The organism is Ureibacillus suwonensis (genome assembly GCF_042655065.1).
Classification (GTDB): domain Bacteria; phylum Bacillota; class Bacilli; order Bacillales_A; family Planococcaceae; genus Ureibacillus; species Ureibacillus suwonensis.
Genome location: NZ_JBHSNQ010000048.1, coordinates 363,840 through 390,761, shown reverse-complemented (window position 1 = coordinate 390,761; position 26,922 = coordinate 363,840). Strand labels below are relative to the sequence as shown.

24 protein-coding genes and 2 pseudogenes are annotated in these 26,922 nt (G+C 41.4%); 16 read left to right on the top strand and 10 right to left on the bottom strand.

Going from position 1 to position 26,922, the window contains the following annotated elements; genetic code table 11:
• Positions 1 to 145: 145 nt before the first annotated feature.
• Entirely contained in the window at positions 146 to 1,615 is a 1,470-nt protein-coding gene (locus tag ACFPOH_RS06340) for an aminotransferase class I/II-fold pyridoxal phosphate-dependent enzyme (RefSeq protein WP_342581097.1), read from the bottom strand.
• Between the two features lie 142 nt (positions 1,616 to 1,757).
• Here ACFPOH_RS06340 and ACFPOH_RS06335 point away from each other — a divergent pair, with 142 nt between their 5' ends.
• Positions 1,758 to 2,720 (top strand): NAD(P)H-dependent flavin oxidoreductase, encoded by a 963-nt coding sequence (locus tag ACFPOH_RS06335; protein ID WP_465270739.1) that lies wholly within the window; start codon positions 1,758 to 1,760, stop codon positions 2,718 to 2,720.
• A 31-nt stretch (positions 2,721 to 2,751) separates the two neighbouring features.
• Positions 2,752 to 3,024 (top strand): UPF0223 family protein, encoded by a 273-nt coding sequence (locus ACFPOH_RS06330; RefSeq protein WP_390309071.1) that lies wholly within the window; start codon positions 2,752 to 2,754, stop codon positions 3,022 to 3,024.
• 246 nt (positions 3,025 to 3,270) lie between these two features.
• On the opposite strand, the gene ACFPOH_RS06325 is transcribed toward ACFPOH_RS06330, so the two are convergent.
• Entirely contained in the window at positions 3,271 to 3,900 is a 630-nt protein-coding gene (locus ACFPOH_RS06325; protein ID WP_390309070.1) for a YktB family protein, read from the bottom strand.
• Positions 3,901 to 4,018: 118 nt separating this feature from the next.
• Here ACFPOH_RS06325 and ACFPOH_RS06320 point away from each other — a divergent pair, with 118 nt between their 5' ends.
• Positions 4,019 to 4,216 carry a hypothetical protein gene (locus ACFPOH_RS06320; protein WP_342470007.1) on the top strand — a complete coding sequence of 66 codons (198 nt, stop codon included), beginning with the start codon at positions 4,019 to 4,021 and terminating at the stop codon, positions 4,214 to 4,216.
• A gap of 332 nt (positions 4,217 to 4,548) precedes the next feature.
• Positions 4,549 to 5,361, top strand: coding sequence for an inositol monophosphatase family protein (locus ACFPOH_RS06315; protein ID WP_342470006.1), 813 nt, complete (start codon positions 4,549 to 4,551; stop codon positions 5,359 to 5,361).
• Positions 5,362 to 5,447: 86 nt separating this feature from the next.
• Here ACFPOH_RS06315 and ACFPOH_RS06310 read toward each other — a convergent pair whose 3' ends face one another.
• On the bottom strand, positions 5,448 to 5,633 hold the full coding sequence (locus tag ACFPOH_RS06310) for a YlaF family protein (protein ID WP_342470005.1): 186 nt from the start codon (positions 5,631 to 5,633) through the stop codon (positions 5,448 to 5,450).
• Between the two features lie 119 nt (positions 5,634 to 5,752).
• Here ACFPOH_RS06310 and typA point away from each other — a divergent pair, with 119 nt between their 5' ends.
• From typA to ACFPOH_RS06295, 3 genes and pseudogenes are all read left to right on the top strand, one after another.
• Complete coding sequence (gene typA / locus ACFPOH_RS06305; protein WP_342470004.1) at positions 5,753 to 7,600, top strand: translational GTPase TypA; 1,848 nt, start codon at positions 5,753 to 5,755, stop codon at positions 7,598 to 7,600.
• A 101-nt stretch (positions 7,601 to 7,701) separates the two neighbouring features.
• A complete protein-coding gene (locus ACFPOH_RS06300; protein WP_342471166.1) occupies positions 7,702 to 8,001 on the top strand; it encodes a YlaH-like family protein in 300 nt (99 codons plus the stop codon).
• 320 nt (positions 8,002 to 8,321) lie between these two features.
• Positions 8,322 to 8,834 (top strand): annotated as a pseudogene (locus tag ACFPOH_RS06295) (ABC transporter substrate-binding protein); the annotation flags it as partial.
• A 153-nt stretch (positions 8,835 to 8,987) separates the two neighbouring features.
• On the opposite strand, the gene ACFPOH_RS06290 reads toward ACFPOH_RS06295, so the two are convergent.
• Positions 8,988 to 10,475, bottom strand: a complete 1,488-nt coding sequence (locus ACFPOH_RS06290) for a DHA2 family efflux MFS transporter permease subunit (RefSeq protein ID WP_342581101.1) — start codon at positions 10,473 to 10,475, stop codon at positions 8,988 to 8,990.
• Between the two features lie 146 nt (positions 10,476 to 10,621).
• Here ACFPOH_RS06290 and ACFPOH_RS06285 point away from each other — a divergent pair, with 146 nt between their 5' ends.
• Entirely contained in the window at positions 10,622 to 11,527 is a 906-nt protein-coding gene (locus ACFPOH_RS06285; RefSeq protein WP_390309068.1) for a TetR/AcrR family transcriptional regulator, read from the top strand.
• Positions 11,528 to 11,646: 119 nt separating this feature from the next.
• Here ACFPOH_RS06285 and ACFPOH_RS06280 read toward each other — a convergent pair whose 3' ends face one another.
• From ACFPOH_RS06280 to ACFPOH_RS06270, 3 genes are all read right to left on the bottom strand, one after another.
• The gene (locus tag ACFPOH_RS06280; RefSeq protein WP_342581102.1) at positions 11,647 to 13,227 is read right to left on the bottom strand and encodes a recombinase family protein; all 1,581 of its coding nucleotides are present in this window, start codon (positions 13,225 to 13,227) and stop codon (positions 11,647 to 11,649) included.
• Positions 13,228 to 13,248: 21 nt separating this feature from the next.
• A complete protein-coding gene (locus ACFPOH_RS06275; RefSeq protein WP_342470000.1) occupies positions 13,249 to 13,452 on the bottom strand; it encodes a hypothetical protein in 204 nt (67 codons plus the stop codon).
• A gap of 200 nt (positions 13,453 to 13,652) precedes the next feature.
• Entirely contained in the window at positions 13,653 to 14,783 is a 1,131-nt protein-coding gene (locus ACFPOH_RS06270; protein WP_342581103.1) for an NADH-dependent flavin oxidoreductase, read from the bottom strand.
• Between the two features lie 667 nt (positions 14,784 to 15,450).
• Between ACFPOH_RS06270 and ACFPOH_RS06265 the strand changes: the two genes are divergently transcribed.
• The 4 genes and pseudogenes from ACFPOH_RS06265 (at position 15,451) to ACFPOH_RS06250 (ending at position 17,780) form a co-directional block, all read left to right on the top strand.
• Positions 15,451 to 15,606, top strand: a complete 156-nt coding sequence (locus ACFPOH_RS06265; RefSeq protein ID WP_390309067.1) for a hypothetical protein — start codon at positions 15,451 to 15,453, stop codon at positions 15,604 to 15,606.
• 162 nt (positions 15,607 to 15,768) lie between these two features.
• Positions 15,769 to 16,230, top strand: a pseudogene (locus ACFPOH_RS06260) (ABC transporter substrate-binding protein); the annotation flags it as partial.
• A 1-nt stretch (position 16,231) separates the two neighbouring features.
• Positions 16,232 to 16,996, top strand: coding sequence for an ABC transporter ATP-binding protein (locus tag ACFPOH_RS06255; RefSeq protein WP_390309066.1), 765 nt, complete (start codon positions 16,232 to 16,234; stop codon positions 16,994 to 16,996).
• A complete protein-coding gene (locus ACFPOH_RS06250; protein ID WP_342581105.1) occupies positions 16,986 to 17,780 on the top strand; it encodes an ABC transporter permease in 795 nt (264 codons plus the stop codon). Before ACFPOH_RS06255 ends, ACFPOH_RS06250 begins: the two co-directional genes overlap by 11 nt.
• 108 nt (positions 17,781 to 17,888) lie before the next feature.
• Here ACFPOH_RS06250 and ACFPOH_RS06245 read toward each other — a convergent pair whose 3' ends face one another.
• Together ACFPOH_RS06245 and ACFPOH_RS06240 are read right to left on the bottom strand one after the other, a co-directional pair.
• A complete protein-coding gene (locus tag ACFPOH_RS06245) occupies positions 17,889 to 18,092 on the bottom strand; it encodes a YlaI family protein (RefSeq protein WP_342469995.1) in 204 nt (67 codons plus the stop codon).
• A gap of 10 nt (positions 18,093 to 18,102) precedes the next feature.
• Entirely contained in the window at positions 18,103 to 18,603 is a 501-nt protein-coding gene (locus ACFPOH_RS06240) for a peptidyl-prolyl cis-trans isomerase (protein WP_342469994.1), read from the bottom strand.
• Between the two features lie 176 nt (positions 18,604 to 18,779).
• On the opposite strand from ACFPOH_RS06240, the gene ACFPOH_RS06235 reads away from it, so the two are divergent.
• The 3 genes from ACFPOH_RS06235 to pyc are packed head-to-tail and all read left to right on the top strand — an operon-like array spanning position 18,780 to position 23,749.
• Positions 18,780 to 19,073, top strand: a complete 294-nt coding sequence (locus ACFPOH_RS06235; protein WP_342469993.1) for an Fpa/YlaN family protein — start codon at positions 18,780 to 18,782, stop codon at positions 19,071 to 19,073.
• A gap of 54 nt (positions 19,074 to 19,127) precedes the next feature.
• On the top strand, positions 19,128 to 20,315 hold the full coding sequence (locus ACFPOH_RS06230; RefSeq protein WP_390309065.1) for an FtsW/RodA/SpoVE family cell cycle protein: 1,188 nt from the start codon (positions 19,128 to 19,130) through the stop codon (positions 20,313 to 20,315).
• Positions 20,312 to 23,749, top strand: a complete 3,438-nt coding sequence (pyc, locus tag ACFPOH_RS06225) for a pyruvate carboxylase (RefSeq protein WP_342581106.1) — start codon at positions 20,312 to 20,314, stop codon at positions 23,747 to 23,749. The genes ACFPOH_RS06230 and pyc overlap by 4 nt, the downstream gene beginning before the upstream one ends.
• A 315-nt stretch (positions 23,750 to 24,064) precedes the next feature.
• On the opposite strand, the gene ACFPOH_RS06220 is transcribed toward pyc, so the two are convergent.
• Complete coding sequence (locus ACFPOH_RS06220) at positions 24,065 to 24,994, bottom strand: COX15/CtaA family protein (RefSeq protein WP_342469990.1); 930 nt, start codon at positions 24,992 to 24,994, stop codon at positions 24,065 to 24,067.
• Between the two features lie 819 nt (positions 24,995 to 25,813).
• Here ACFPOH_RS06220 and coxB point away from each other — a divergent pair.
• Entirely contained in the window at positions 25,814 to 26,890 is a 1,077-nt protein-coding gene (gene coxB, locus ACFPOH_RS06215; RefSeq protein ID WP_390309064.1) for a cytochrome c oxidase subunit II, read from the top strand.
• Positions 26,891 to 26,922 lie beyond the last annotated feature (32 nt).

Sequence of the window (26,922 nt, the reverse complement as noted above, 5' to 3'; positions counted from 1 at the left end):
CGTCCTTTCTTTAGAATGTATTTTGGTCAATTTCATTCTATCAAAAAAGGACGATTTTTTTGTACCCTAAAAACAGAAAAAAGGGCTGAGCCGAAGGTCGATTCAATCGACTTTTCGGACAGCCCCTTTTGACATTTTCCGCATATTAATATATAGGTTTCCGTTCTTTAATGACACGAATCGTCTGCAGACTTGCATCTTCGGGTCCTTGCACCGGCAGTCCCGCTTCAATGTTCATTTGAATGTAGTCTATATTTTCCTGGGTAATGACTTCACCCGGAATAAAAATTGGGATGCCAGGCGGATACACCATGATAAACTCGGCGCAAATATAGCCGGCGGAGTCTTTGAAAGGAATCACTTCCGTGCTGGAATAAAAGGCATCTCTTGGGGTCATGGCAAGGGCTGGAATATCCGGCACATTCACTTCCGTTTCTTTTATGCAAGCCTCCGAATCAAATGCCTGGGACATGCGTTGCAATGCATTCACAAGCAAATTGATTTCTTTTTTTGTATCCCCCAATGTAACAAGGCAAAGGATGTTGTAAAGATCAGACAATTCCACTTCAATGTTGGCATTTTGCCGGAGCCATTCTTCCGCTTGATGGCCCGTAATCCCCAAGTCTTTGACGCTGATCAACAGCTTTGTAGGGTCCATATCATATGTCGCGGATGAATGGAGCCTCTCTCGTCCAGCTACCTTCAAATGCGGAATTTTATTGATTCGTTTTCTTGCTTCTTTTGCCAAACGGATCGTTTTGTCGATTAAATGATTGCCATTGATTGCCAGCTGTCTTCTGGCGCAATCAAGGGAAGCGAGCAATGGGTATGATGTTGAAGTGGTTGTCAACATCGATAATACGGATTGTACGCGGCTAATGCTCACAAGCCCTTCCCGGACGTTTAATACGGAACTTTGGGTCAAAGAACCTCCTAGCTTATGTACGCTTGTCGCAGCCATATCGGCTCCAGCTTCCATTGCTGAGATTGGCAGTTCATCATGGAATCTCAAATGGATTCCATGGGCTTCATCGACAATTACCGGTATATCTGAAGCATGTGCGATCTCCACAATGCGTTTTAAATCAGCAGCAAATCCGAAATAAGTCGGATTAATCACAAGCAAAGCTTTTGCGTCTGGATATGTTTCGATTGCCTTTTCAACGGATTCGGCAGAAATTCCATGGGTGATCCCGTATTCTTCATCCACTTCAGGATAAATGAAAATCGGAATCGCACCAGACAAAATAATCGCAGACATCGTAGATTTATGAACATTTCGTGGTACCAAAATTTTATCTCCCGGACCGACGACAGACATGATCATCGTCATGATAGCACCACTAGTTCCTTGAACAGAAAAAAATGTATGGTCAGCACCAAAGGCTTCGGCAGCAAGTTCCTGTGCCGCTTTAATTGCACCTTTTGGCGAATGTAAGTCATCTAGTGGAGCAATATTGATTAAATCAATGGATAAAACGTTGTCTCCAATAAATTCTCGAAAAGCAGGATCCATTCCTTGCCCCTTTTTATGGCCTGGGATGTGGAATTGGATCGGATGTCTGTTTCGATGTTTTAACAATGCGTCGAACAGAGGAGTTTCTAACTGTGACAACGCAGGTACCACCTCACTTTATTGTAATTTTAAAAAACAATGAAATTATAGCATCTATAGGCTCCACTTGCTATAAAAATTTAAAGGAAATTTAAGTTTTATTGAAGAACTCATTAATCAATATGAAAAAAAGGGGATGAGCATGATGAATTGGGAAACAAGAGTGACAAAATTATTGGGAATCCAATATCCGATCATACAGGGGGGACTCGCTTATTTGGCCTACTCCGATTTGGCGGCCGCCGTATCCAATGCGGGGGGACTCGGACAAATTACAGCCCTCAGTTTGGAATCTCCTGAACAATTAAGGAAAGAGATCCGAAAAACAAAAGAAAAAACCGATAAACCTTTCGGAGTGAATTTTGCTTTCGGCAATTATGGAAAAGGCTATGAACCGATGGTGGAAGTGGCAATCGAGGAAAAAGTGCCGGTCATTTCGATGACGGGCGGTAATCCTGCTCCGATGTTCAAATTGCTTGAAGGGGTCGACGTGAAAAAGTTGGTCTTGGTTGCGGCACGCCGTCAAGCCCAGAAAGCGGAAGAACTTGGTGCGGATGCAGTGATGGTGGTTGGACAAGAAGGAGGGGGACACTTGGGAAGAGATGATGTGGGGACAATGGTGCTCGTACCGCAAGTCGTGGATAGCGTATCCATCCCTGTCATCGCTTCTGGAGGGATTGGAGATGGACGAGGGTTGATGGCGGCTTTGGCTTTGGGAGCGGAAGGAATCGAAATGGGGACAAGATTCATTGCGACGAAGGAATGCGTGCATGCCTCCCCGGAATATATTAAAGCTTTGCTCAACAGTTCCGAAACGGATACGGCGGTCATCAAGCGATCATTAGGAACTCCAGCCCGAGCCTTAAAAAACGGATTTACAGAAAAAATATTGCAAATCGAAAAGGAAACCCCAACCTATGAAGCCCTTAAAGACTATATCAGCGGAGAAGCGAATAAACGCTTTATTTACGATGGGGACGCGGAAAACGGCTTTGGTTGGGCAGGGCAAGTAACCGGTTTAATCAAAGATGTCCCTTCAGTACAAGAATTGTTTGAGCGTATGATTCGGGAAGCGGAAGAAATTCGGTTAAAATGGGGAAGATAAAGAGAAAACAAATGAAGCGAGGTAAAGCCGTATGGAATATGCGTATCCAATTTCCCCTGATTGGTCAACAGAGGAAATAATTGCAGTGGTGAAATTTTTTGAGGGAATTGAACAAGCGTACGAAAAAGGGATCAAAAGGGAGGAGATGTTGGAAAAGTATCGCCGTTTTAAACAAATCGTCCCTTCAAAAGCGGAAGAAAAAACCCTCTTTCGGGAATTTGAAGTGGTCAGCGGATATGCAAGCTACCCTGTGGTGAAGCAGGCGAGGGAATTAAAGGATGGGGATTGGATTCATATGAATTGAGTCCACATCCTCTTGACGAAAAAAAAGGAGCAATATGGCTCCTTTTTCTTTTTCCAAACAGCATTTTATGAAGACTTGATGCGGAATATTATTAAATTCCAAGAAAAAAAGCGGCTGAAAAATGTAATGTTTAATGTCGTCAACAGCATATTTATTTATACAACATACAGCAGGAAATAAATCAATCCTCATTCAAAAGAAAATGAAGAAGTTCATGCCGTTTAAATGGAATGCAAAAAGCACAATTTAATTTTTTCCAATCATCATTTCGTAAATTGGGAAAAGTGCTTCAAAAGTATCCTCCGCCACTTTTAAAAACTCTTCCGAAGATAGATTTATGCATGTTTCACGAGGAATATGACGTCCAACCAAAAATTCCCCTTTTTTCACATCCCGAAGTCGAACCAGAAGTTCCTCCAACCGGCCATCCAATGCATCCTTTAAAGGAATGGCATCAGGGGACGTATGATCGCCTGAAATAATGAAATCATCAGGCAACTTCCGAAATGCATCCAATGAATTCAGCAAACGATGGGCCATGGCAGATTTTTGTGGAACTTCATAAATTATTGCAACAACGATGAATAAATGGTTGTTTGTAAGCCCAATTTGAAAATGGGGAAGCGATTTGTATCCGCGTTTATATGGGGCAAATGCCACCCATGAATCATTCGGCGGATTGACGGTTCTTCTTGCATGTTTGGCGATATGGGCAAAAAATTCATCACCGGTTTTCGCACTGAAATATCCGGCAAAATGTTCCCCCAGCGCTTGGAATTTGGGACGTACAATCGTTTTCAATGCATCCATTCGGGCGTCTAAACCGTCTATTGTAAAAACATCAAAATCGGAATTTGTCCATTTGATATCAACCATGAATTGTTTTCCTCCTTTTTGAATCTTATGTTTATTTTCCATGTTTTTTGGGAAAAATCTTGTAACAAACAGCACTTCACCTTGAGACAAAAATAATTGGGAAAGGAAAGTGAGTGGCATGAGACAAACGGTTAAGATTATTCGCAAAGTTGATATTGAAAAACAATATGAACACGCTTTACGGTTGGAATTAGATTATGAATTGGCTTCCCTTTATTCCGCGATGCAAGAAAACGATACGAAGGAAATGGAAAGATGCAAAAAACGCTTAAAAGAAATCCAAGATGAATTAAACGGTCTGCACGCGTATGCGTAAGCAGTTTCCCTTCCTATAGAATCACTTGCTTTGATCGTCGAGCAAGTGATTTTTTATTTTTGAAAAATGTTAAGTCATAGGTTGTTTTCAATTTATCTTCTGCAGCCTTCTAAAAAAGTATATAATAATAACGTGAAAAATAAAAAAATTAAGATTTTATGACAGGGATTGCAACTTTGGCAATTTTGGACCCCTTTTCAATAAATCATGTTAAAATAATGATAAAGGGGAATCTTTCATTCTTAAATGGCCTTATGAAATTTCTGAATTTTAGAAATTATATTTCAAAATAGTAGAAATCTATGGTAGATAAGAAGGCAGGTTTTTAACAAATGGATTTACGGAAAATAAACGATTTTGCAATAAAAACTATTTTTCATGCCGGTGATCAAATACGCGAATCTTTTTCAAAAGAATTGATTATAGAAACAAAAGCGAGCGCCAATGATTTGGTGACAAACATCGACCGGAAAATCGAACAATATTTTGTGGAAAAAATAAAGGAATTGGACCCTTCCCATAAGATTTTGGGGGAAGAAGGGATGGGGGATAAAATTGTGACATTGGATGGCCCCCTATGGATTATCGATCCAATCGACGGCACGATGAATTTCATCAAACAAGGCCGCAATTTCATGATTTCAATCGGTTTCTTTGTCGATGGAGTCGGGAAGTTGGGGTATTTGTATGATGTGATGCGGGATGAATTAATTTACGCGATCAAAGGCGAAGGTGCGTTCATCAATGATCAGCAAATCGGCAAATTAAAGCCGTTGAAGATTGAAGAAGCTGTGATTGGAATCAACTCCAGCTGGGTGATCCCGAATGGAAAAATCAATCACGAAAAAGTGGTAAAACTGATCCGGACTGTGCGCGGCACCCGTTCATACGGTTCAGCCGCCATGGAAATTGCTTTGGTGGTGACAGGCAAACTGGATGCTTATCTATCAATGAGATTGGCTCCATGGGATATCGGAGGCGGAATGGTCATCGCCCAGGAGGTGGGAGCGGTTGTATCGAACTTGAAAGGCCAACCGTTCAATTTATTGAACCACGATACATTCCTTATTGCGAACCCATCAATCCATCAGTTGTTGCTGGAACATTATATCGAATTAAAAGACGAGAAGCAGCATTCCAATTAAATAATCAACCTTTCCAATCCAATTTTAAGATTGCGGATCTGGGATAAAATAAAAAGTGCTCGCCATTTAAGGTCGAGCACTTTTTACTATAGCAGCCCTTTTTCACGAAATTTTCTTTTCATGCGGAAACCGATTCCCATAACGGCACATAATGCCACGATGCAAGCAATGATTGTAGGAACGCTTCTTATGGCGATCGCGTAACCAATGGAAACCATTGATAATAGTGCAGCGATGGAGAAAAGCAGCATGACAAACTTCGCTTTATTCATCAAAAGCCCCCCTTTAGAGTTCGAAGGTTAAAAAAGTGTTATTAAAAAAAGACATTTTTCATGTTCTTGTGATATAATAACACAGTTAATCTTATGAACAAAGAAATTGGAGTGGAATCATGACAAAATTACGTGAAGATATTCGCAACATCGCTATCATTGCACACGTTGACCACGGAAAAACAACATTAGTCGATCAATTATTGAAACAATCCGGAACTTTTCGTGTAAATGAGCATGTTGAAGAGCGAGTATTGGATTCGAATGACTTAGAACGCGAACGCGGCATCACTATTTTAGCAAAAAATACTGCCGTTCACTATAAAGGGACAAAAATTAATATTTTGGATACTCCGGGACACGCGGATTTCGGGGGCGAAGTGGAACGTATTCTGAAAATGGTTGACGGGGTTCTGCTCGTCGTGGATGCATACGAAGGTTGTATGCCCCAAACACGCTTTGTATTGAAAAAAGCGTTGGAACAAAAGTTGACACCGATTGTGGTGGTGAACAAAATCGATAAAGACTCTGCCCGCCCTTTGGAAGTGGTGGATGAAGTATTGGATCTATTAATTGAATTGGGTGCGGATGAAGACCAATTGGACTTCCCGGTTGTCTATGCCTCAGCTGTCAACGGAACAGCAAGCCTTGATCCGGATCCGGCAAATCAGGACGCTGATATGCAATGCTTGTTTGATACGATTATTGATCACATTCCTGCACCGGTGGATAATTCGGATGAACCATTGCAATTCCAAGTGACTATGCTGGATTATAATGACTATGTAGGACGGATCGGAATCGGACGCATTTTCCGGGGAGAAATCCATGTGGGCCAATCCGTTGCCCTAATGAAACTGGATGGCAGTGTCAAACAATATCGCGTGACGAAATTGTTGGGCTACTCCGGTTTGAAACGGGAAGAAATTGAATCGGCAAGTGCCGGAGATATCGTCGCGGTTTCCGGAATGGATGACATTAACGTAGGGGAAACGGTATGTGCCATTGAGCATCAAGAGGCGTTGCCGCCACTTCGCATCGATGAACCGACATTGCAAATGACGTTTCTTGTGAACAATTCCCCATTTGCAGGAAGAGAAGGAAAATTTGTGACGGCCCGTAAATTGGAAGAAAGATTAAGACAGCAATTGGAAACGGATGTTTCATTGCGGGTGGAAGATACCGATTCACCGGATGCATGGATTGTTTCCGGCAGAGGAGAGCTTCATTTATCCATCTTGATTGAAAATATGCGCCGCGAAGGATATGAATTGCAAGTTTCAAAACCGAAAGTGATCATCAAAGAAATCGATGGAGTCAAATGCGAACCGGTGGAACGGGTACAAGTGGATGTTCCTGAAGAATATGTGGGTGCCGTGATTGAATCATTGGGCAATCGCAAAGGCGAAATGGTGGATATGATCAATAACGGCAATGGACAAACCCGCCTCATTTTCATGGTGCCATCCCGCGGATTGATCGGGTATACAACGGAATTTATGTCCATCACCAAAGGGTACGGAATCATCAACCACTCCTTTGACAGCTATCAACCGGTTGTTCCTGGCCGTGTCGGTGGCCGCCATAACGGGGCTCTTGTATCGATGGAAACTGGAAAAGCGACAACTTATGGTATGATGCAGATAGAAGATCGTGGTACACTATTTGTAGAGCCGGGCACGGATATTTACGAAGGAATGATTGTCGGGGAAAATAGCCGGGAGAACGACCTTGCCGTCAACATCACAAAACAAAAACAAAAAACGAATATCCGTTCCGCAACGAAAGATCAGACAGCGGTCATCAAAAAACCGCGCCTTTTGACACTGGAAGAAGCATTGGAATTTTTGAATGATGACGAATATTTGGAAGTAACACCACAATCCATCCGTTTAAGAAAACAAATTTTAAATAAAAGTGAAAGAGAAAAATTGGCGAAAAAACAAAAATACGCCGAGCAAGAATAATTCTCTTCTTGGGAATGTGAAAGGTGTTGTTCGACTTGAAGCTATTTGGTTTAATTTTGGCATCCGCCGCTGTCAGTGATTCTGACCGGGTATTTAATCGCATGTCGGCAGTCACTCGCTATGTTTACGAAAACGCACCGAATAATCAAGTGGCAGGATACATCATTTTTATCCTGGTGTTCATCCTGTCCGCCATTGTTTACAAACTCGGTTTTGCCAAAAAACTGAGTTTGGGGAAAAATATAATCATTTATATTTTTCTATTTCTAGGTTGTATTCTTCTTACCTTTTTCGCCCTATTCTTGCCGATGATTGAAGGATTGATTGTTGCGGCACTTGTTTTGATTCTCTATAAAATCCGTTTATGGCGAGAGAAAAGAGAAGAGAAAGAGGCTTCCTGACAAGGGAAATAGGGAGACTTGTCATCGGGTCAATCATTTTTCAATGAAGATTTGTAGAGTTGAGCGAATCGGGAAACGGACTGTTTTCCCGGTTCGTTTTTTTTGTTGCACATGTGTCCATGGTTTCATATTTTTGATCGGCCAGCTTACCCTCCTTTTGGAAGGCGGATAAGACACATTGGTATCGTTATCCGGGAGCCGGACCAAATTCATGGGCATTCACACATTATTTTCCCTTCGCATAACCTACTCTTGATAATGGATGCTGACGAAACAAGGAGGTAAGAGGGATGAAATGGTGGAAGATTAGTCTTTCCGTCATGCTGGCAGGGATGATGGTTTTTCTTGCCGCGTGCGGAGACAAAGAGATGACAAAAGTGAAAGTAGGGGAAGTAACACGTTCCATCTTTTATGCACCACAATACGTGGCGATTTCCAAAGGATATTTTGAAGAAGAAGGGCTGGAAATTGAACTTTCCACAATTCCCGGCGGGGATAAAACAATGACTGCCCTCCTTTCAGGTGGAATCGATATTGCCCTTGTTGGAGCGGAAACTTCCATTTATGTGACAGCACAAGGCGCCAATGATCCGATCAAAAACTTTGCCCAATTAACCCAAACGGATGGAACGTTCTTAGTGTCCCGGGAAAAAATTGACGAATTTTCATGGGATCTGCTGAAAGGTTCCACATTCCTTGGCCAGCGCAAAGGCGGCATGCCGCAAATGGTTGGGGAATTTGTATTGAAAAAACATGGCATCGACCCTCACAAGGATCTAAACTTGATCCAAAACATAGAATTTGCCAATATTGCAACAGCCTTTGCATGCGGGTACATAAGACACTACTTACAACCGGGATGGATTCATGGAAGTTGCAATGAAAAGATTTTAAACCATATGGTGAATGACAAAATGAAGCTGCTTATCCCTTTTCCTTCAAAGGGGCAAGCAGCTTCATTGTTTAATGGATTTGATTCAACCCGTTTATTTATTTTCAATATTTTCCGCGATGACTTTGCTTACATCAACCCGTTTTAAGAATAATGTCAAGATTAAAGCCACAATCGTCACGATTGTTGCAACCAAGAATGACACTTGAATACCTTCAAGCAATGCCTGTTGCTGGATCCCTGCGATAAACGTCGGATTTTGCAATTCTGCCGGATTTGCGGCTTTTACCGCTTCCACCAATTCTTCCCCTTTATTGGTAGCGACAGAATTCATCAACGTCACGAACAACGCCGTTCCGATTGAACCAATCACTTGTTGAACCGTGTTGTTGACCGCTGTACCATGTGGATTCAAGCGGTTCGGCAATTGGTTCAAACCGTTTGTCATAATAGGCATCATGACCATTGACATACCAAACATCCGCAATGTGTACATTAAAACAATGGTCGTTTTTGTTGTTTCCAAATCCATCGTGGATAACAAATAAGTTCCGTAAGCAGTAACGGATAACCCGACAAATGCCAAAATACGCGGACCGAATTTGTCGAACAATCTTCCTGTGATTGGTGACATGATTCCCATTGCGAGGGCACCCGGCAACATCATTAAACCTGAATCAAGCGGTGAAATACCGCGGACGTTCTGAACGTAAGCCGGTGTTAAAATCATCCCTGAAAACATGGCGGCTGTGACAACCATCGAAATGATGTTACCAACGGCAAACATTGGGTATTTGTAAACGCGCAAATCCAATAAAGGTTGTTCCAAGCGGAATTGGCGGATGATGAACCAAATGATGCCGATTGCTCCTATAATCAACGTCGAAAGAACTTTTGCATCCGACCATCCTTCAGTGCTGGCCGTTGAACAGCCGTATAGTACGCCACCGAAACCGATAATCGATAATAGAATGGAAAAGTAGTCAATGGAAACGTCGCGTGTTTCCAATATGTTTTCCAATTTCCAAATGGCTAAAATCAAGCTGATGACAGCAAAGGGCAGTATCATTTCGAATAATACCCGCCAGTCCCAATATTCCACAATATAACCGGACAATGTTGGCCCGATTGCCGGTGCGGTAATCATAACCAAACCGAAAATCCCCATTGCCGCGCCACGTTTTTCGCGGGGGAAGCTCACAAGCATGATGTTCATAAGCAACGGACCCATTACGGAACCGCCAGCCGCTTGAATCATACGCCCGGCCAAAAGCACACCAAAGTGGGGAGCATATGCCGCCAATGCGGTACCAATAGTGAATAGCGAAATTGCTGTAATAAATAAATGACGGTTTTTAAACCGTGTAATTAAAAAGGCGGATACAGGAATCAGAACACCACTTACCAGCATGTAACCTGTAGCCAACCACTGAACAGTTGAATAATCCACTTCAAAATCTTTCATGATTGTTGGTAGTGCAACATTCAACAAAGAGTTATTTAAGAATGAAACAAACGCGCCAAAGAAAAGTATTGCAATCACTAAATATGGCGGTTTTTTCCCTTGTTTATCTAATGTCATATTATCCCTTTCCCCATTTCTTTCTTTTTATCGACTTAAACATTTTATACCCATAGTTCAATTTTATCAATAAAAAAATACATTCAGTCCAACATTGATTTTTTGTGTATAATAAATAGAGCATTATATAAATAGAGGAGTTCAAAATGAATAAAAGAAAAAAAGCGGTCATTGATCATGCTTTGCGATTGTTTGTAGAACATGGAGTTGCGAAAACATCAATCCAACAAATCATTGAAAGAGCAGGGATTTCAAAAGGAACTTTTTATAATTACTTCTCTTCCAAAACGGAATGTATTGAAGCGATATTGGAGCAGGCGAGATATGATGCCTCACTTTTACGGGCCGAACTCATGATAGGAAAAGACCCTACGGATATCAACGTATTCGCCAACCAGATTGCTGTATTATGGAAGATTAATCAGGAATCCGGATTGGATGTGCTATACGAAGAAATTTTGCATTCAGGGGAAGACGAATTAAAAGAACTGGTTTTGCGTCATCGGATATTGGAGTTTGAATGGTTCCGATTGCGTTTGATTGAAGTTTACGGAGATGAAATGCGCAATTACGGGTTTGAAGCGGCAATATTATTTTATGGAATGTTTCAATATTTAACCTTCACCTGCAAAATTTCCAATCACCATTCCATTTCTTTGGAGGAAATCGCTTCAATATTGTTGAAATATTTGGAAAAAATTATTGATATGATGATAAATGAAAAAACGGCAGTATTAAATGCCGATAAAATAAATACCATTTTATCCATTTCGAAAAAACAATATCGTTTGGATATTTCAGAAATAAAAAAGAAACTGGAAGATCTGATCAAGGAAAATTTATCAAGCAATCAGAAAGAAATTACAATGGCCATCATCGAGGAATTCCATCGCGAATCTCCCCGGACCATTATACTCAATGCTTTATTGAAAGTTTTTATTGACGAATTTAAAGGCTCCGAATTGGAACAGACAGTGAAAGAAATCGCAAGCCTTATTTGGTATGATGTGCGTTCAAAACAGTTGCGTCAAAAAAAGGCGCAAAAAGTTTGATCCCATTGACGAAGGAAGCGGGACACCTTCTAAAAAAATGAGCTATTTTAGTAGACGCCAGCCACTAAAATAGCTCATTTTTATATGCCGTACAAGAAGAGCCGTTCCGATGAAAAAGTTTAATTGATGTTCCCTTCAAAATAATCCGACAACCCGATATTCAATTCAATTTCAATTTCGTTTTTGCCTAAATACACTTTATTGATTAATTTCGAGAGCAATGCTTTTTTATGATCCCCATCCGCTACTTCGAACTTTTGCGCCCAATGTTTCAATTCATTCGCCAAGAAATTGACATCTGAACAGGTTTCCCGTTCTTTTTGCAATTCTTCCGTCAAAGAATGGATTAGCGCCGACTTTTCCTCCATTTGTTTTTCAATTGTTTCCAAGGCAAGAGAAAGCTGTTCCGGTGTAAATGCGCTCTCGCCGATCAAAGCCTTCCCGATTTCTAAATTCAGTTTTTCCTGCTGTTTCTTTAAATCAACGTACTCTTTTTTTAAATGTTTGATATTTTGTTCTTTCAGTTTTACTCTTTCAGCTTTCAAATGTTTGCCTGCTTCCAGGTATGGTTGAAGTTCGAATTGGGATAGGATGGATTTGAGTTTATTGATAATGAGCGTGTCGTATTTTTTTCCACCCCATATGTTTTGACGGTGACGGCAATAAGTTTTGCCTTTGTTTAAAGGGCATCGGTATCGGTAAATGGCGGTTTTATGCCTTTTATCTTTTGAAGATTTGTAAAGGTAATTGGAAGTCAGCTTTGAACCGCAATATTTGCAATAGGCAAGGCCTGACAGCAGCAATTTTCCTGATCTCGGGATATCCGATTTGTCCTGTTCTTTCATGTTGCCGCGTCTAATTTTTCGGATTCGCTCAGCCTGATAAAACAATTCCTCAGGAAGGATTTGCAGTTTTTCGTTAAATGGCTGCGTTCCTCCTGCAGCCGTTTTATATCTTTTAAATCCGATATAAATGGGGTTGGACAGTATTCTTTGGATGGTGCTCACAGCAAAGATTTTGCCATCACGGTTACGATAGCCCTGTTCATTTAAATGATCGGCGATTTTTCGATAGCCCATATGTTTGTTTACATATAAGTGGTAAATCAGCTTAATGATTTCCGATTCCATTTCGTCCGGCACCAATTCTTTTACACGGCGGTCTTTGTTTTTCCAATGCCGCTCTTCTGTTTCGACAATTTTATAGCCCAATGGTGCTGTTCCGCCTTGAAAATAGCCTTGTTCACTCAGTTGTTTTTTGGCTTCTTTCACCCGGATGGATGTTTTTTGGCTTTCCCCATCGGATTGCCAAAAACTGATATAATTCAGCAGTTTGTCGACATGGGATTCGATTTTCCGTTGCCCTTCTTTTACGGACCAGACTTCGATGCCATGTTGAATCAGAAAATTGACCATGACCGGTGTTTCATCTTCCCGGCGTCCTAAACGGTCGAACATGAAAACCAGCAACACATCGAATTTTTTCTTTAAAGCTCCTTCTTTTAGTGCCGCCATTTCATCCCGCTCATTGACGGATTTTTTCCAGCCGGATACGCCCTTTTCGTACAACTCATTTGTGATGGTCCAATCGGGTTTGCCGTTGACGAATTCATGGCAGGCGTTTTTTTGCATAGGAATGTCTTCATCTGCGCTGACTTGTTGTTTTTTCGACACCCGGTAAAGGCACCAAACCCGTTTCATTACCACACACCCGTCCAAAAGTTATAATAGCTCCAGGAAAAAGGTTTTTAATGCATTGCGGGCTTCCTTTCTTTTCTCCTCATCTTTCGTGAATTTCAGGTGTATTTTCACTTCGTTGTCTGATAAATCCGTTAAATAATCAAACCCATCATCGGATTTGTGCAAATATTTCACTCCGCCAATGACCATTTCACCCGATTGCTTTGAAGGATTAACATCATTCAATCAAATCCCCCCGTTTTTTTAAGGTGTTAAATTGTATTCGTGCTGAATTGATAATATTAGTCATTTTCCGAAACGGAAATGTCGAAACGCCAAGTCGGAATCAACTTTTTTACAAAAAAAGACCCCATAAAAGACCTGCACATGTGTGTACAGCTTCATGGGGCCAATTTTTCCGTTTACTTATAATGAATCAGGAATCTTTAGCGTTCTTTCACCGGGAACCAGCCTGGTCTGGAAATGATTTGTTCCCATAATCCATCCGGAATGATCAGTTCTTCCTGTTGGTCAGTGAAAATGACAATGGAGATTTCATCTTCCCTTCCTTCCTGGATTTTTTGCACCCAATCCGGATCCACAATCATTTCTCTGCCTATGGCAATGAGGTCAACCCCTGTTTCCAGCGCTTCTTTCGCATCGTCGGCAGTTATAATGGAACCGACGCCGATGAGTGGTACACGGCCGTTGATGGTTTCAAGTAAATATTCAATCCGCGTTTTAGTGAAATCCTCGACGCCGACTCTTGGAGTGGAGCGGAAATCATTTAATGAAACATGCAGATAATCAAGTCCTTGATTTGCAAGTACATCAACAAAGACAAGAGTATCCGCCATTGTAATGCCAGGTGTTTCCGGTTCTTCCGGAGAGAAACGGTAACCGACGATGAAAGGGGATTTTGCATGTTGGTCGACAACGCTTTTTACTTTCTTGATGATTTCAAGCGGGAACGACATTCGTTTTTCAAGGGTGCCGCCATATTGGTCTTCCCGGCGGTTGGAATGTGGCGAGAAAAATTGATGAATCAGATAGCCGTTCGCCCCATGAATCTCAACGCCATCAAAACCGGCTTCAATCGCGCGGCGGGTCGCTTCACCAAATGCATCAATGATTTCTTCAATTTCTTGAATCGTCAAAGATCGGGGTGTTTCCGCCCCGGGTCTTTCAGCCGGAACCGCACTCGCGCTAACAATATCTCCGTCCGGTACAAGTTCAGGCGGGCATAATCTTCCGCCGTGATGGATTTGAAGTATGGCTTTGGCTCCTTGTTGTTGAATCGCGGTTGCCACTTTTCTTAACCCCGGAATCATTTCATCACGATCTGCGGCAAATTGGCCGTGGAATGCTTTCCCATTTGGGGTTACATAAGCGCAAGCCGTGATGACTGCACTCACGCCCGCAGATCTCCGGGCATAGTATTTTAATTCAATTTCTGAAACGGAGCCGTCCGGATTGGATGACCAGTGTGTCATTGGAGCAATGACGATGCGGTTTTTCAATGTCACACCATTCGGGAAGGTAAAAGGTGAAAATAAACTTTTAAATTTGTCCTTCATAACTTTTCCCCCAATCAGTTATTTCACTCACTTTAACGATACGCCTTTATTGGATAATTTTTCAAATATAACGCATAAAAAAATGGAGAGTCCCCTGTTGGGCAGAGGTGAGGAACGGCTTCTTTAGGGCGTTATTTCTTTACAAATATGATTTCTCCTTTAAGATATTCTGTAGTGAAAATACATATATTCGAACTGATGGCTTAATCCATTAAACCATCTTTTGTTAAAAAGAATTTTTTTGATTGCATGTTGCAGAGGTGAGTCCGCTGATTCATTTTTTTGAAACGGTACAAGGAATAGCAACGTTCTTCTTATTATTTTGCGGGTATATCTATTACAGGCAATTAAAGAGAAAGAGGTTGGAGAAAAAGGTTTCGGCGTTTGAGAATGTAATGTATCTATTGACGGGCTTATCCGTATTCCTTTTTGCCGCCAGTTTTTTGCTTCTTTTTTTAGATGCCCTTTTTGAAGGCGAATGATTGAATGCCCGTTTGGAAGCTTCAGTCAGATCCGGCAATCAGGAGACTCCTTGAAAAAGGGGCTTTTTTTGTTTTTGGGCGGATTGGAATGTTTATTTTTGAAAATATGGCCAAGCAAAAATCAGGGAACTTTTTTTCCATTGATTCGTAGAAATCACCAACCGTATTTTTAAGGGGGAATATTTATGAAGCCAATCAATTTTAAGAATCCACATGTAGCAAGCTATCTTTTAATCGGGGTTGTATTTTTTATGATCGATTTTACAAAAGGGATCCTTTTCTTTCTCTTGGGGGCGATTTTTATTTTGTTAGGGATTCGGCAAAACGCCCGTTTATCTTAATCATCAATTGCTGCAAACATCGATTAGGGCCTTATTCCTGCCGTCAATGATCCCGAATCTTCCATCCTAACTGCCGGCCATCCCGGAATCAAAAGCCTATGTTGCCATCTGTATTTAGGATGACCTTTCCTGGCATGACAGTAGTGTCTTTTGTACCCTCGCGCTTTTGCATCCGGAACGGGGGAATTCGTACAACTATTTGAACCGACCGCAAGCGTTTTTGAAAAAGAAGGAATCGGCTATGTGGTGGCATCATTCGGTACGGAATCCGGGCATGTTCCATATACGGTGTTTATGGCGAAAGAAAGTTACTTGAAGAAAAATCCGGAAGTGGCGGAGAAATTTACGAGAGCCATCAAAAAAGCGCAAGACTTTGTGTATGATGCTCCGGCGGAAGAAGTGGCAAAAGCCATTCAGCCATTCTTTGAAGATACGGACGTTGAATTGATTGCACAAGTGGTGGAACGCTACCGCCAGCAGGAATCCTTTGCGAAGGATCCGATTTTGGATGAGGAAGAGTGGAACAACTTGCAGGATATCATGGAAGAGGCAGGGGAGCTTCCGATGCGCATGGATTACTCAAAACTGGTGGATACAACATTCGCCGAGAAGGTAACGAAGTGATATGAGTTTCTTGCTTGTTGATCACGTCAGCCATGCGTATTTTTCAAAGGATGCGGCAACGGAAGCGTTACAGGACATCCATTTGACCATTGATGAAGGGGAATTCGTTTCCTTTATCGGGCCGAGCGGGTGCGGTAAAACAACCCTTCTCTCCATCATCGCCGGATTATTTCAGCCGACTTCAGGAAATGTCTACATTGAAAATCAAAAGGTGTACGGAAATAAAGAGCTCTCCATCGGGTATATGTTGCAGCAGGATTATTTATTCCCGTGGAAAACCATCGAGGAAAATATCACCCTTGGATTAAAACTGTCGAATCAAGAGTATGATCGGCATATTGCGTCAAAGCTGCTGGAAGATGTGGGATTGCCATCCATCGAGAAAAAATATCCCCGGGAATTATCGGGGGGGATGAGGCAAAGGGTGGCGCTCGCCAGAACCCTTGCGGTGGATCCGAAAGTGCTATTGCTGGATGAACCGTTTTCCGCCCTGGACTATCAATCCAAATTGAAGCTGGAAGATTTGGTATCCAACATGTTAAAAGCGTACAATAAAACGGCCATTCTTGTGACCCATGACATCGGGGAAGCCATTGCGATGAGCGACCGCATTTTCTTATTTTCCAGAAGGCCCGGACGAATCCATCAAACCTTTGAAGTGCCGGAAGAAATTAGAAACTTGACTCCTTTTGAAGCAAGAAGCCATTCAAGCTATTCACCATTATTTCAACAAATTTGGAAGGAGCTTGAAAGCCTTGAACATTAAAGAACTCCATCTGGCATATAAGAAAAGATTGGCGAAGGAAAAACGATGGATTCGATTTTACCAGTTGTTCATCCTGATCGGCTTTTTTGCCATATGGGAAGCCGCCTCTTCCAACCGCTGGATTGATCCGCTCATATTCAGCGCGCCTTCGAGGATTTTCCGGTTACTGATGAACATGATTTCGGATGGCACGATTTTTATCCACATGAACTATACATTGTTTGAAACGGTTCTCGGGTTTATTTTGGGGACGCTCGTAGGCACGGTTTTGGCGGCCATTCTTTGGTGGTTCCCGACTTTTTCCAAAATTTTGGACCCGTATTTGGTTGTGTTGAATTCCATGCCGAAAGTCGCACTTGGACCGATTTTGATTGTTGCTCTCGGTCCAGGGATGACATCCATCATCACAATGGGGGCCATCATCTCCGTCATCATTTCCACCATCGTCATTTACACATCTTTCCGCAACGTGGATGCCAACTATCTGAAAGTGTTGCAAACCTTCAATGCGACGAAATGGCAAATGTTCAAAGAAGCGATTTTGCCCGCCTCTTTTCCGACAATCATCTCCACATTAAAAGTGAATGTGGGATTGTCTTGGGTAGGGGTCATTGTCGGCGAATTCCTCGTTTCTTCCCAGGGGCTCGGCTATTTGATCATTTATGGATTCCAAGTGTTCAACTTCAATCTCGTATTAATGTCGCTCCTCATCATTGCCATCTTCGCAACACTCATGTACCAGCTGGTGGAAATGCTGGAGAGACGATTGATCAAAAATGAGTAATCCATCATGCAACATTTTGTTCATCCTTAAGAATAAAAAATATAACCTATTATGAAATTCCATTTTGGATTTCATAATAGGCCATTTTTTTGCGGGAAAATGATATTGTCATAGTTCTTCATCAATGCTTGAAGAGCTGCGGAAGAAACGGAATTTGCCCGTCGCCAGTCTCTCCAGCGTTTTTGTTGTAATGCGATCATGGCAAGTTTCACACATGTATGTGTGGATCGGCCGATTTCTTAATCTTTTAGCCAGTGGTGAGTCGTCTTCCAGTTCATGGATGGAATCACAAATTACACATTGGACACGCATAGGTTAAATCCTATTCCACCCGAATCGCTGCAATGTTTTTGATTGGGTTGTCCAAATTGGAACCGTCACCAAAAATAATATGAACAGGCCCATCCTCTGTCAGCGGCTTACCATCTTGGCTAAATTTGAAAATCAATTTGTATGCATCATCGATTGCAAAAGCGTGCTCTGTGCCATCTTTGCATTCAAAGACCACTTTTGTTGCATCTTCTTCGATTTCGGCATTGTTAAGGAAATATTTTATTTCCATGCCGAACGTACCGGTTTGCATCCCTTTCCGGTCAAATTTTCTTTCCGTTTTTAAAGTAGGAGGGAATGTTGCACCTTCCATAATTTCACGGGACCAATGTTCGCCCATTTTAAACAAGTATTTTAAATCTTCGTCCTCATTTTCTTTTGGTTTTGTAAAATATGTTTTCAAATCAATTCTTCGATCGTCAAAAATCCACACGGATGGATCCAACGTCAATTTATATTTCACTTTTCCTTTAATTGGAATGATGCTTTCCATCAGAATTCTCCCCCTTAACTATTTTACATATATCAGTATACAGTTAGATTTTCACATAATAAAGAAATAATCATTTCTAACTGTTCTATCTTGTGTTGCCACTTGCATTTTTATTTGCTAAAAGATAAACTTTATTAAGATAGAATAGAAGAAATTACATTAATGGGGGCGTCCTCATGGAGAAAAAAACTCAAGCTTCCTTCCAGGAAAAAGCGTTGGAATTGCTGCTTGAAGATGCAGATAAAATAGCGCGTTTGATCAAAGTGCAAATGGATCATTTGACGATGCCGCAATGTCCTTTGTACGAAGAAGTTCTGGATACACAAATGTTTGGTTTGTCCCGGGAAATCGATTTCGCCGTGAAATTGGGATTAATTGAACGTGAACAAGGAAGAAAGATTTTGGATACATTAGAAAAAGAATTGTCCTTGTTACATGAAGCATATACAAACGCAAACTCGAACAAGTAACAAAAGGCTCAAATCAATGTGATTTGAGTTTTTTTTCTAAAAGAGGTCTTCGCTATGAGAAAATATCTTTCGTACTATATTCGGAATTTTGATTACCCTTTATTCTTCGTTTATGTATTTTTGTGTTTATTCGGCCTGGTGATGATTTACAGTTCCAGCATCATGGTGGCACTTGTCGACGGGAAGGAACCGGATTATTATTATAAAAAACAATTATTTAATTTAATGGTTGCATTTTTCTTCTTTACCGTCGGTGCTTTTGTGCCGTACAAGCATTATAGCAGAAAAAATATAATGGTCTTTATGGTTGGATTGATCACCGTTTTGATGTTCTGGGTGTTTTTTTTCGGATTCGGTGAAAGCGGAACGGGGTCCAAAAGCTGGATCAGTCTGTTCGGCCTGATGTCTTTCCAACCTTCTGAACTTGCAAAACTCATCATTATTTTATATTTTGCAGGGGCTTTTTATCGGAAAAGTTTAAAAACCCCAATGGTTGATTTACACCCAAATCATATTATTTACCCTATTTTAGTATGGATTTTTATCATCTTTTTCGTGGCACTTGAAACAGATATCGGTGCCGTCATGATCATTTCCGGCATTGCCATTGCGGTAGTAGCGGCAAGCGGCATACGGATAAGAACCTTCTTTAAGTTTTTTGCCGAATTGGCGATTCTCGGTGCAACCATTCTCGGTGTCATTTTATTGATCAAAGGGGATAAAATTTTGACGCCAAACCGCATCGGGAGAATCAAGGCATTTTTAAATCCATTTGAATATGAACAAGGTTCAGGGCACCAAGTGGTTCAAGGCTATATTGCCATCGGTTCTGGTGGAATAGAAGGGGTAGGGCTTGGTCAATCCGTGCAAAAACTCGGATATTTGCCAGAACCGCAAACAGATTTTATAATGGCTGTAATTGCGGAAGAATTAGGTTTGTTAGGCGTTATAATCGTTCTAGGAGGTTTGGGATTTATCGTATTTAAAGGATTATCCATTGCTCTGACTACGAAAGATCCGTTGGCCAGAATGATTGCGGCAGGTATTGCCAGCTGGATTGCCATACAAACCTTTGTCAATTTAGGTGGTTTATCAGGACTTATCCCATTGACTGGGGTGACATTGCCTTTCATCAGTTATGGTGGATCATCTATTTTGGTATTGTCTTTCGCAATGGGCATATTAATCAATGTTTCTATGTATGAGAAACTTGAAAAAAGAAAGTTAAGGGGGACAAAATGAGAAAGATTCACAAGCTTTTAGTCGCAAACAGAGGGGAAATCGCCATTCGCGTATTGCGGGCATGCAATGAATTGGATATTAAAACAGTTGCGATTTATTCGGAAGAGGACCGCGCGTCCCACCATCGTTACAAAGCGGATGAAGCTTATCTTGTCGGTGTCGGGAAAGGTCCGATTGATGCTTATTTGGATATCGAGGGCATCATTGAAATCGCAAAAGAATCAGGCGCTGATGCCGTTCACCCAGGATATGGCTTCCTGGCGGAAAATGTTGAATTTGCCAGACGTTGTGAAGAAGAAGGGATCATCTTTATCGGTCCAAATTCAAAGCATTTGGAGATTTTTGGCGATAAGGTGAAGGCAAGAGAGCAGGCAATCCTTGCGGGAATTCCGGTGATTCCTGGAAGTGACGGCCCTGTTTCATCTTATGAAGAACTGGAACAATTCGCAGATGAAGTCGGATATCCGGTGATGATCAAAGCTGCCTTGGGGGGCGGCGGCCGCGGAATGCGATTGGTGCATGCAAAAGAGGAACTGAAAAGCGCCTATGAAAGGGCGAAATCTGAAGCCAAAGCGGCTTTCGGATCCGACGAAGTGTATGTGGAAAAAGCGATCATTAAGCCGAAGCATATAGAAGTGCAAATTTTAGGGGATTATGCAGGAAACATTGTCCATTTATATGAGCGCGATTGTTCGATTCAGCGCCGTCATCAAAAGGTGGTTGAAATCGCTCCATCGATTTCGCTTTCTGAAAATTTAAGAAATAGAATTTGTGAAGCGGCAGTAAAATTGATGAAAAATGTCGGGTATGTAAATGCCGGCACTGTAGAATTTTTGGTTTCCGGCAACGAATTCTATTTCATCGAAGTGAATCCGCGCATTCAAGTGGAGCATACCATCACGGAGATGATTACAGGCATTGATATCGTTCATGCGCAAATTAAAATTTCGGAAGGATATGAACTTCATTCAAAAGAAATCGGCGTTCCTGAACAGAGCGAAATTCCGTTATTCGGCTATGCGATACAATCCCGTGTGACGACGGAAGATCCAGCCAATAACTTTATGCCGGATACAGGAAAAATCATGGTTTACCGTTCAAGCGGCGGTTTCGGAGTGCGTTTGGATGCAGGTAACGGTTTCCAAGGTGCCGTTGTGACACCTTACTACGATTCCTTGCTCGTCAAAATTTCCACATGGGGTAGAACATTTAAGGAAGCCGCGGCTAAAATGGACCGCAACTTGAGGGAATTTCGTATCCGCGGCGTCAAAACGAACATTCCGTTCCTGATGAATGTGGTGTTGCATGAGAAGTTCTTATCCGGAGAATTTGATACGAGCTTTATCGATTCTACGCCGGAACTATTTGACTTAGCCGTTCGCAAAGACCGCGGCACTAAGTTGTTGAGATATATTGGGGATGTTACATTAAACGGATTCCCTGGAATTGAGAAAAAGAATAAACCGATCTTTGTAAAACCTGAAAAGCCGAAATTGGATATCAAGCATACGGAAATTCCGCGGGGAACAAAACAAATACTTGAAGAAGAAGGCGTCGATGGAGTCATTCGATGGATCAAAGAACAGGATGATGTTCTATTGACAGATACCACATTCCGTGACGCGCATCAGTCGCTGCTTGCTACAAGGGTCCGCAGCCAGGACATGTATCAAATTGCAGATTATAATGCACGGATGATGCATGATTTCTTCTCCCTGGAACTTTGGGGCGGCGCAACGTTTGATGTCAGCTATCGATTCCTGAAAGAAGATCCATGGGAAAGACTTGCAAAACTTCGAAAACAAATCCCGAACGTTTTGTTCCAAATGTTGTTCCGTGGCGCCAATGCAGTAGGTTATACAAACTATCCGGACAATTTGATCCGCGAATTTGTGAGGGAAGCGGCGAGTGCCGGAATTGACGTATTCCGCATTTTCGACAGCTTAAACTGGATCAAGGGGATGGAAATCGCCATTGATGAAGTGCGTAATACAGGGAAAATCGCGGAAGCGGCCATCTGCTACACAGGCGATATTCTGGATCCTTCACGCTCAAAATACACGGTTCAATATTATAAAGAAATGGCGAAGGAATTGGAGCGTGCGGGAGCCCATATTTTGGCCATCAAAGATATGGCGGGCTTGTTGAAACCGGAGGCGGCTTATGTCCTTATTTCTGAATTGAAAGAAGCGACGGACTTGCCAATCCACTTGCACACTCATGATACAAGCGGCAACGGAATTTACACTTATGCAAAAGCCATCGAAGCGGGTGTCGATATAGTCGATACAGCATTGGGTTCCATGGCAGGCTTAACATCCCAGCCAAGCGCCAATACGCTGTATTATGCCATGAGCGGCGCAAAACGAAAAGTGCGCGCGGACATCGAAGCGCTTGAACAATTATCATATTACTGGCAAGATGTTCGGGAGTATTACCGGGATTTTGAAAGCGGCATGAAAAGTCCCCATTCCGAAATCTATGTTCATGAAATGCCAGGCGGACAATACAGCAACTTGCAACAACAAGCGAAGGCCGTGGGGCTTGGAGACCGTTGGGATGAAGTGAAAAAAATGTATTCCCGCGTGAATATGCTGTTTGGCGATATCGTAAAAGTAACCCCATCGTCCAAAGTCGTCGGCGATATGGCGCTATTTATGGTGCAAAACAATTTGGATGAAAACAATATTTTGGAAAAAGGAAAAACGATCGACTTCCCGGACTCAGTCGTCGAATTTTTCCAAGGCTATTTAGGACAGCCTTATGGCGGGTTCCCGGAAGAGTTGCAAAAGGTCATTTTGAAAGAAAGAAAGCCGATTACTGTGCGGCCTGGCGAACTCCTTGAGCCGGTGGATTTCGATGCACTGAAAAAAGAATTGGAGAACAAAGTGAAAAAGCCGGTGGAGAAAAAGGATGTCATCTCCTACGCTTTATATCCTAAAGTGGTGGAAGAGTATTTCATGGCTGTTGAAAAGTATGGAAACTTATCCGTATTAGACACGCCTTCTTTCCTTTACGGTTTACGAATCGGTGAGGAAATTGAGGTGGAAATCGAAAAAGGGAAAACGTTAATTATTAAATTGGTGTCCATCGGTGAAGCGGAACACGATGGAACACGGGTAATTTACTTTGAATTCAACGGTCAGCCTCGTGAAGTGGTTGTGGAAGATAAAACGGTGGAAGCCGATGGATCAATTGCCGTGAAGGCGGATCCGAACAATCCAAATCAAATTGGGGCGACAATGCCGGGTACTGTATTGAAAGTGCTCGTTTCTAAAGGCAGCCATGTAAAACGCGGCGATCATTTATTGATTACGGAAGCGATGAAAATGGAAACAACTGTGCAAGCGCCAAGTGACGGTGTAGTGAAAGAAATCTACGCAAAACCGGGCGATGCGATTTCAACGGGCGATTTGTTAATTGAGCTTGAATAAGAAATTTTGGGGCAATTCCATTGTTTGTGAGCGAATGAGCATTCATTCGCTTTTTTTTATTTGCATAAAACATTTTAGAACTTAAATGGGGGAAGGGGAAAATTTTGGATTCGGAAAGATCTTTCCTGAATAGAGAGGCCATTTTGAAAATCTGGTAATAATTCCATTTTTGAGGAGTAATTTCCTACAATTAGGGAAAATAGAATGAAAGAACCGTTCAAAGATCATTGGTATGCAGTTCCAATCCGAAATGGTCATTAATTGAAGCGCAGAAAAAAGGATTGTCCCCTTTGGTCGGGGGAACAATCCTTGGTGTCAGTGGTTTCTTTCGTTGTAAGAGCTTCGGGCCACCAATAATATCAAGTAGCATAAAAGCCCGAACAGCAGCGTAATAAATAATGAATGCAATAAAGATATGAATAGACTTAATTGAGTAAAGATAATGAATGCGCCAGCAATGATTTGCAATGAAACAAGGACAAGGGCGATAATCCAGCTCCAATAGATCACCCGTTGGTCTTTGTAATGTTTAATTGCATGAACCATGATGTACAAAATCCAGATGAAGATTAAAAATGCAGCGAACCGATGGCCCATGTGCACCCATTCATACATTTTGTCAGGCAGCTCAAAGGGATTGCGATTATCGCAAAACGGCCAGCTTGTACATGTTAAACTGGAACCTGTATGTCTAACGAGCGCTCCGGTATAGACGACTATGTATGAATAAAGGGTAACACCGATGGTATGCCACTTTAATTTTTTTCGAATGATCACCCGATCGGCATCAAATTTCTGATCCACTTCGAAAACAATCATCGATAGTAACATCACCGCTGCAAAAGAAATCAGTGAAATGCCGAAGTGCAAGGCCAAAATAAAATCACCTTGTCCCCAAAGCACTTGAGCAGCACCGATCAATGCTTGCAGTACAAGGAAAAAGATTGCCAGAAAGCCTAAAAATTTCACTTCTTTAACGTGGTTTAAAGCTCTCCATGTCCAAATCACTAATATTAATACCAGTATCGAGACTGCTCCGGTAACAAATCGGTGGGAAAACTCGATCAACACTTCTGTCGTGATTTCTTTTGGAATCAATGATCCATTGCAATCAGGCCAGTTACGGCCGCAGCCTAAACCGCTGTCTGTTTTTGTTACGAGAGCGCCTCCCAGAAGGATTAGCAACATGCCAAGGGTGGTAAGTACTGCAACCCATTTCAATAACCAATTATACCTGTGTTGCATCAATGACACCTACTTTTATATCTGTAAAGATTGCATGAAAAAAGCTATGCTTTTATGATGATAGCGAATTCGCGAAAAAAAGACAACTTCAAAGAATTCTCACAAAATAATTGTTATGAAATTTCACAAACTGTTCACAGAAATGTGAAAAATATTTCACAAAGATACTATTAAATCTTCAATCCTTATAATATGCTTTTTAATAAGGTATTGTCTGCTTTCATCGAACTTGTCCACTTCACATAAAATTCACTTAAAATCTAGAAATTTGGCACAAAGTTCGATATAGTAGAATTTAGTAAGTAAAGCTTACAAATTTGAAAGAAAAAGGGGGAATGGCAGCGGTTGGAGTTTATCCAGTTAATGGACCTTGCTTTTAAAAAGAGCAGCATAGTAAACTCAAAGCTGGAAGACTTGAATCATATTCGCATGTGGCGATCGGCCAAACTGGGTGTGTGTTAGTTTAGAGGTATAGACATGAATGAGATTTGAACATTTTTTAAATTATAAAAAATGTCGTTCATCATTCGAAAATTGTGTGTTAATATGGTTATTGTTTCATTTTTATGTACAAACTGTTTTCTAGCGGTTTTGCACTTATTAAACATCATAATTAGATTAAAAATAGTTTTTACTAAATATATGTTGTTTACTTGTGATTGATGATAACCATTTTACCATTTTTTGATAATAAATAATATTCATCAATCCGCGCTTTTATACCCTTTGGGATTCTTTCTTCAATAAAGAATTCAAATAGATAGAGCATAACTTCCAGTTAGACAAGACAATTAAAAGAAAGAGGGGTTTAATTAAGCTATGAAGAAAGGGCTTAAAAAATGGTCTCTTTTCCCGTTGTTAGCAGCATTGGCTGTTGTTTTATCGGGCTGTGGTGAAGAATATATTTCTGCACTTCGACCATCCGGTGCTGTCGGAAAAGAGCAATTTAATCTACTATTACTAGCTGCAAGTATCATGACGTTAGTAGTTGTAGTAGTTTCTGTTCTTTATTTACTCACTTTCGCAAAGTTTCGCCGCTCTAAACTTGGCGAAGATTACATGCCAAAACAAGTGGAAGGTAGCCACACTCTAGAAGTTATTTGGACAGTGATTCCAATCATCCTTTTATTAATTCTATCTGTACCAACAATCTTGGCTACTTACAAATTTGCCGATGTATCCGCTATGGAAGAAGTGGATGAAAACGGCGATCCAAAAGCATTAACAATCAATGTTACTGCAAAATTGTATTGGTGGGAATTTGAATATCCACAATATGGCATTGTCACTTCCCAAGAACTAGTTGTTCCAACAAATGAAAAGGTTTACTTCAACTTGAAAGCAGCTGATGTAAAACACTCATTCTGGATTCCTGCTATCGGCGGTAAAATGGATACGAACGTAGACAATTTGAACAAATTCTACTTAGTTTTCGATGAAGAATCTGCCGGCCTCAATGATGGAGAAGGCGTATGGTACGGAAAATGTGCTGAACTTTGCGGTCCTTCCCACGCTTTGATGGATTTCAAAGTAAAATCATTGAATCGTGATGATTTCGATGCTTGGGTAGCAGCAATGAAAGCTACTGAAGGCCAAACAGCTTCTGCTGATTCAACTGATTTGGGTGAAGCGACATTCGCTCAAAACTGTTTAGGATGTCACGCAATTTCTGCAGTAACTCCTGCTGGCGCTGCTGGTCCAAACTTGACAACATTTGGTGATCGCAACCGCGTTGCAGGTTACTTGGATCACACTAAAGAAAACGTTGAAGCTTGGATTAAAGATCCTGAAAAAATCAAACCAGGCAACTTGATGACTGGCAAGTATAAAGAGTTGACTGATGAGGAAATCAGCGCTGTAGCTGATTACTTGCTAGGCTTATCAGTAGAAAAATAATTAATTCGCAGATATAGATAGAGAACAAATTA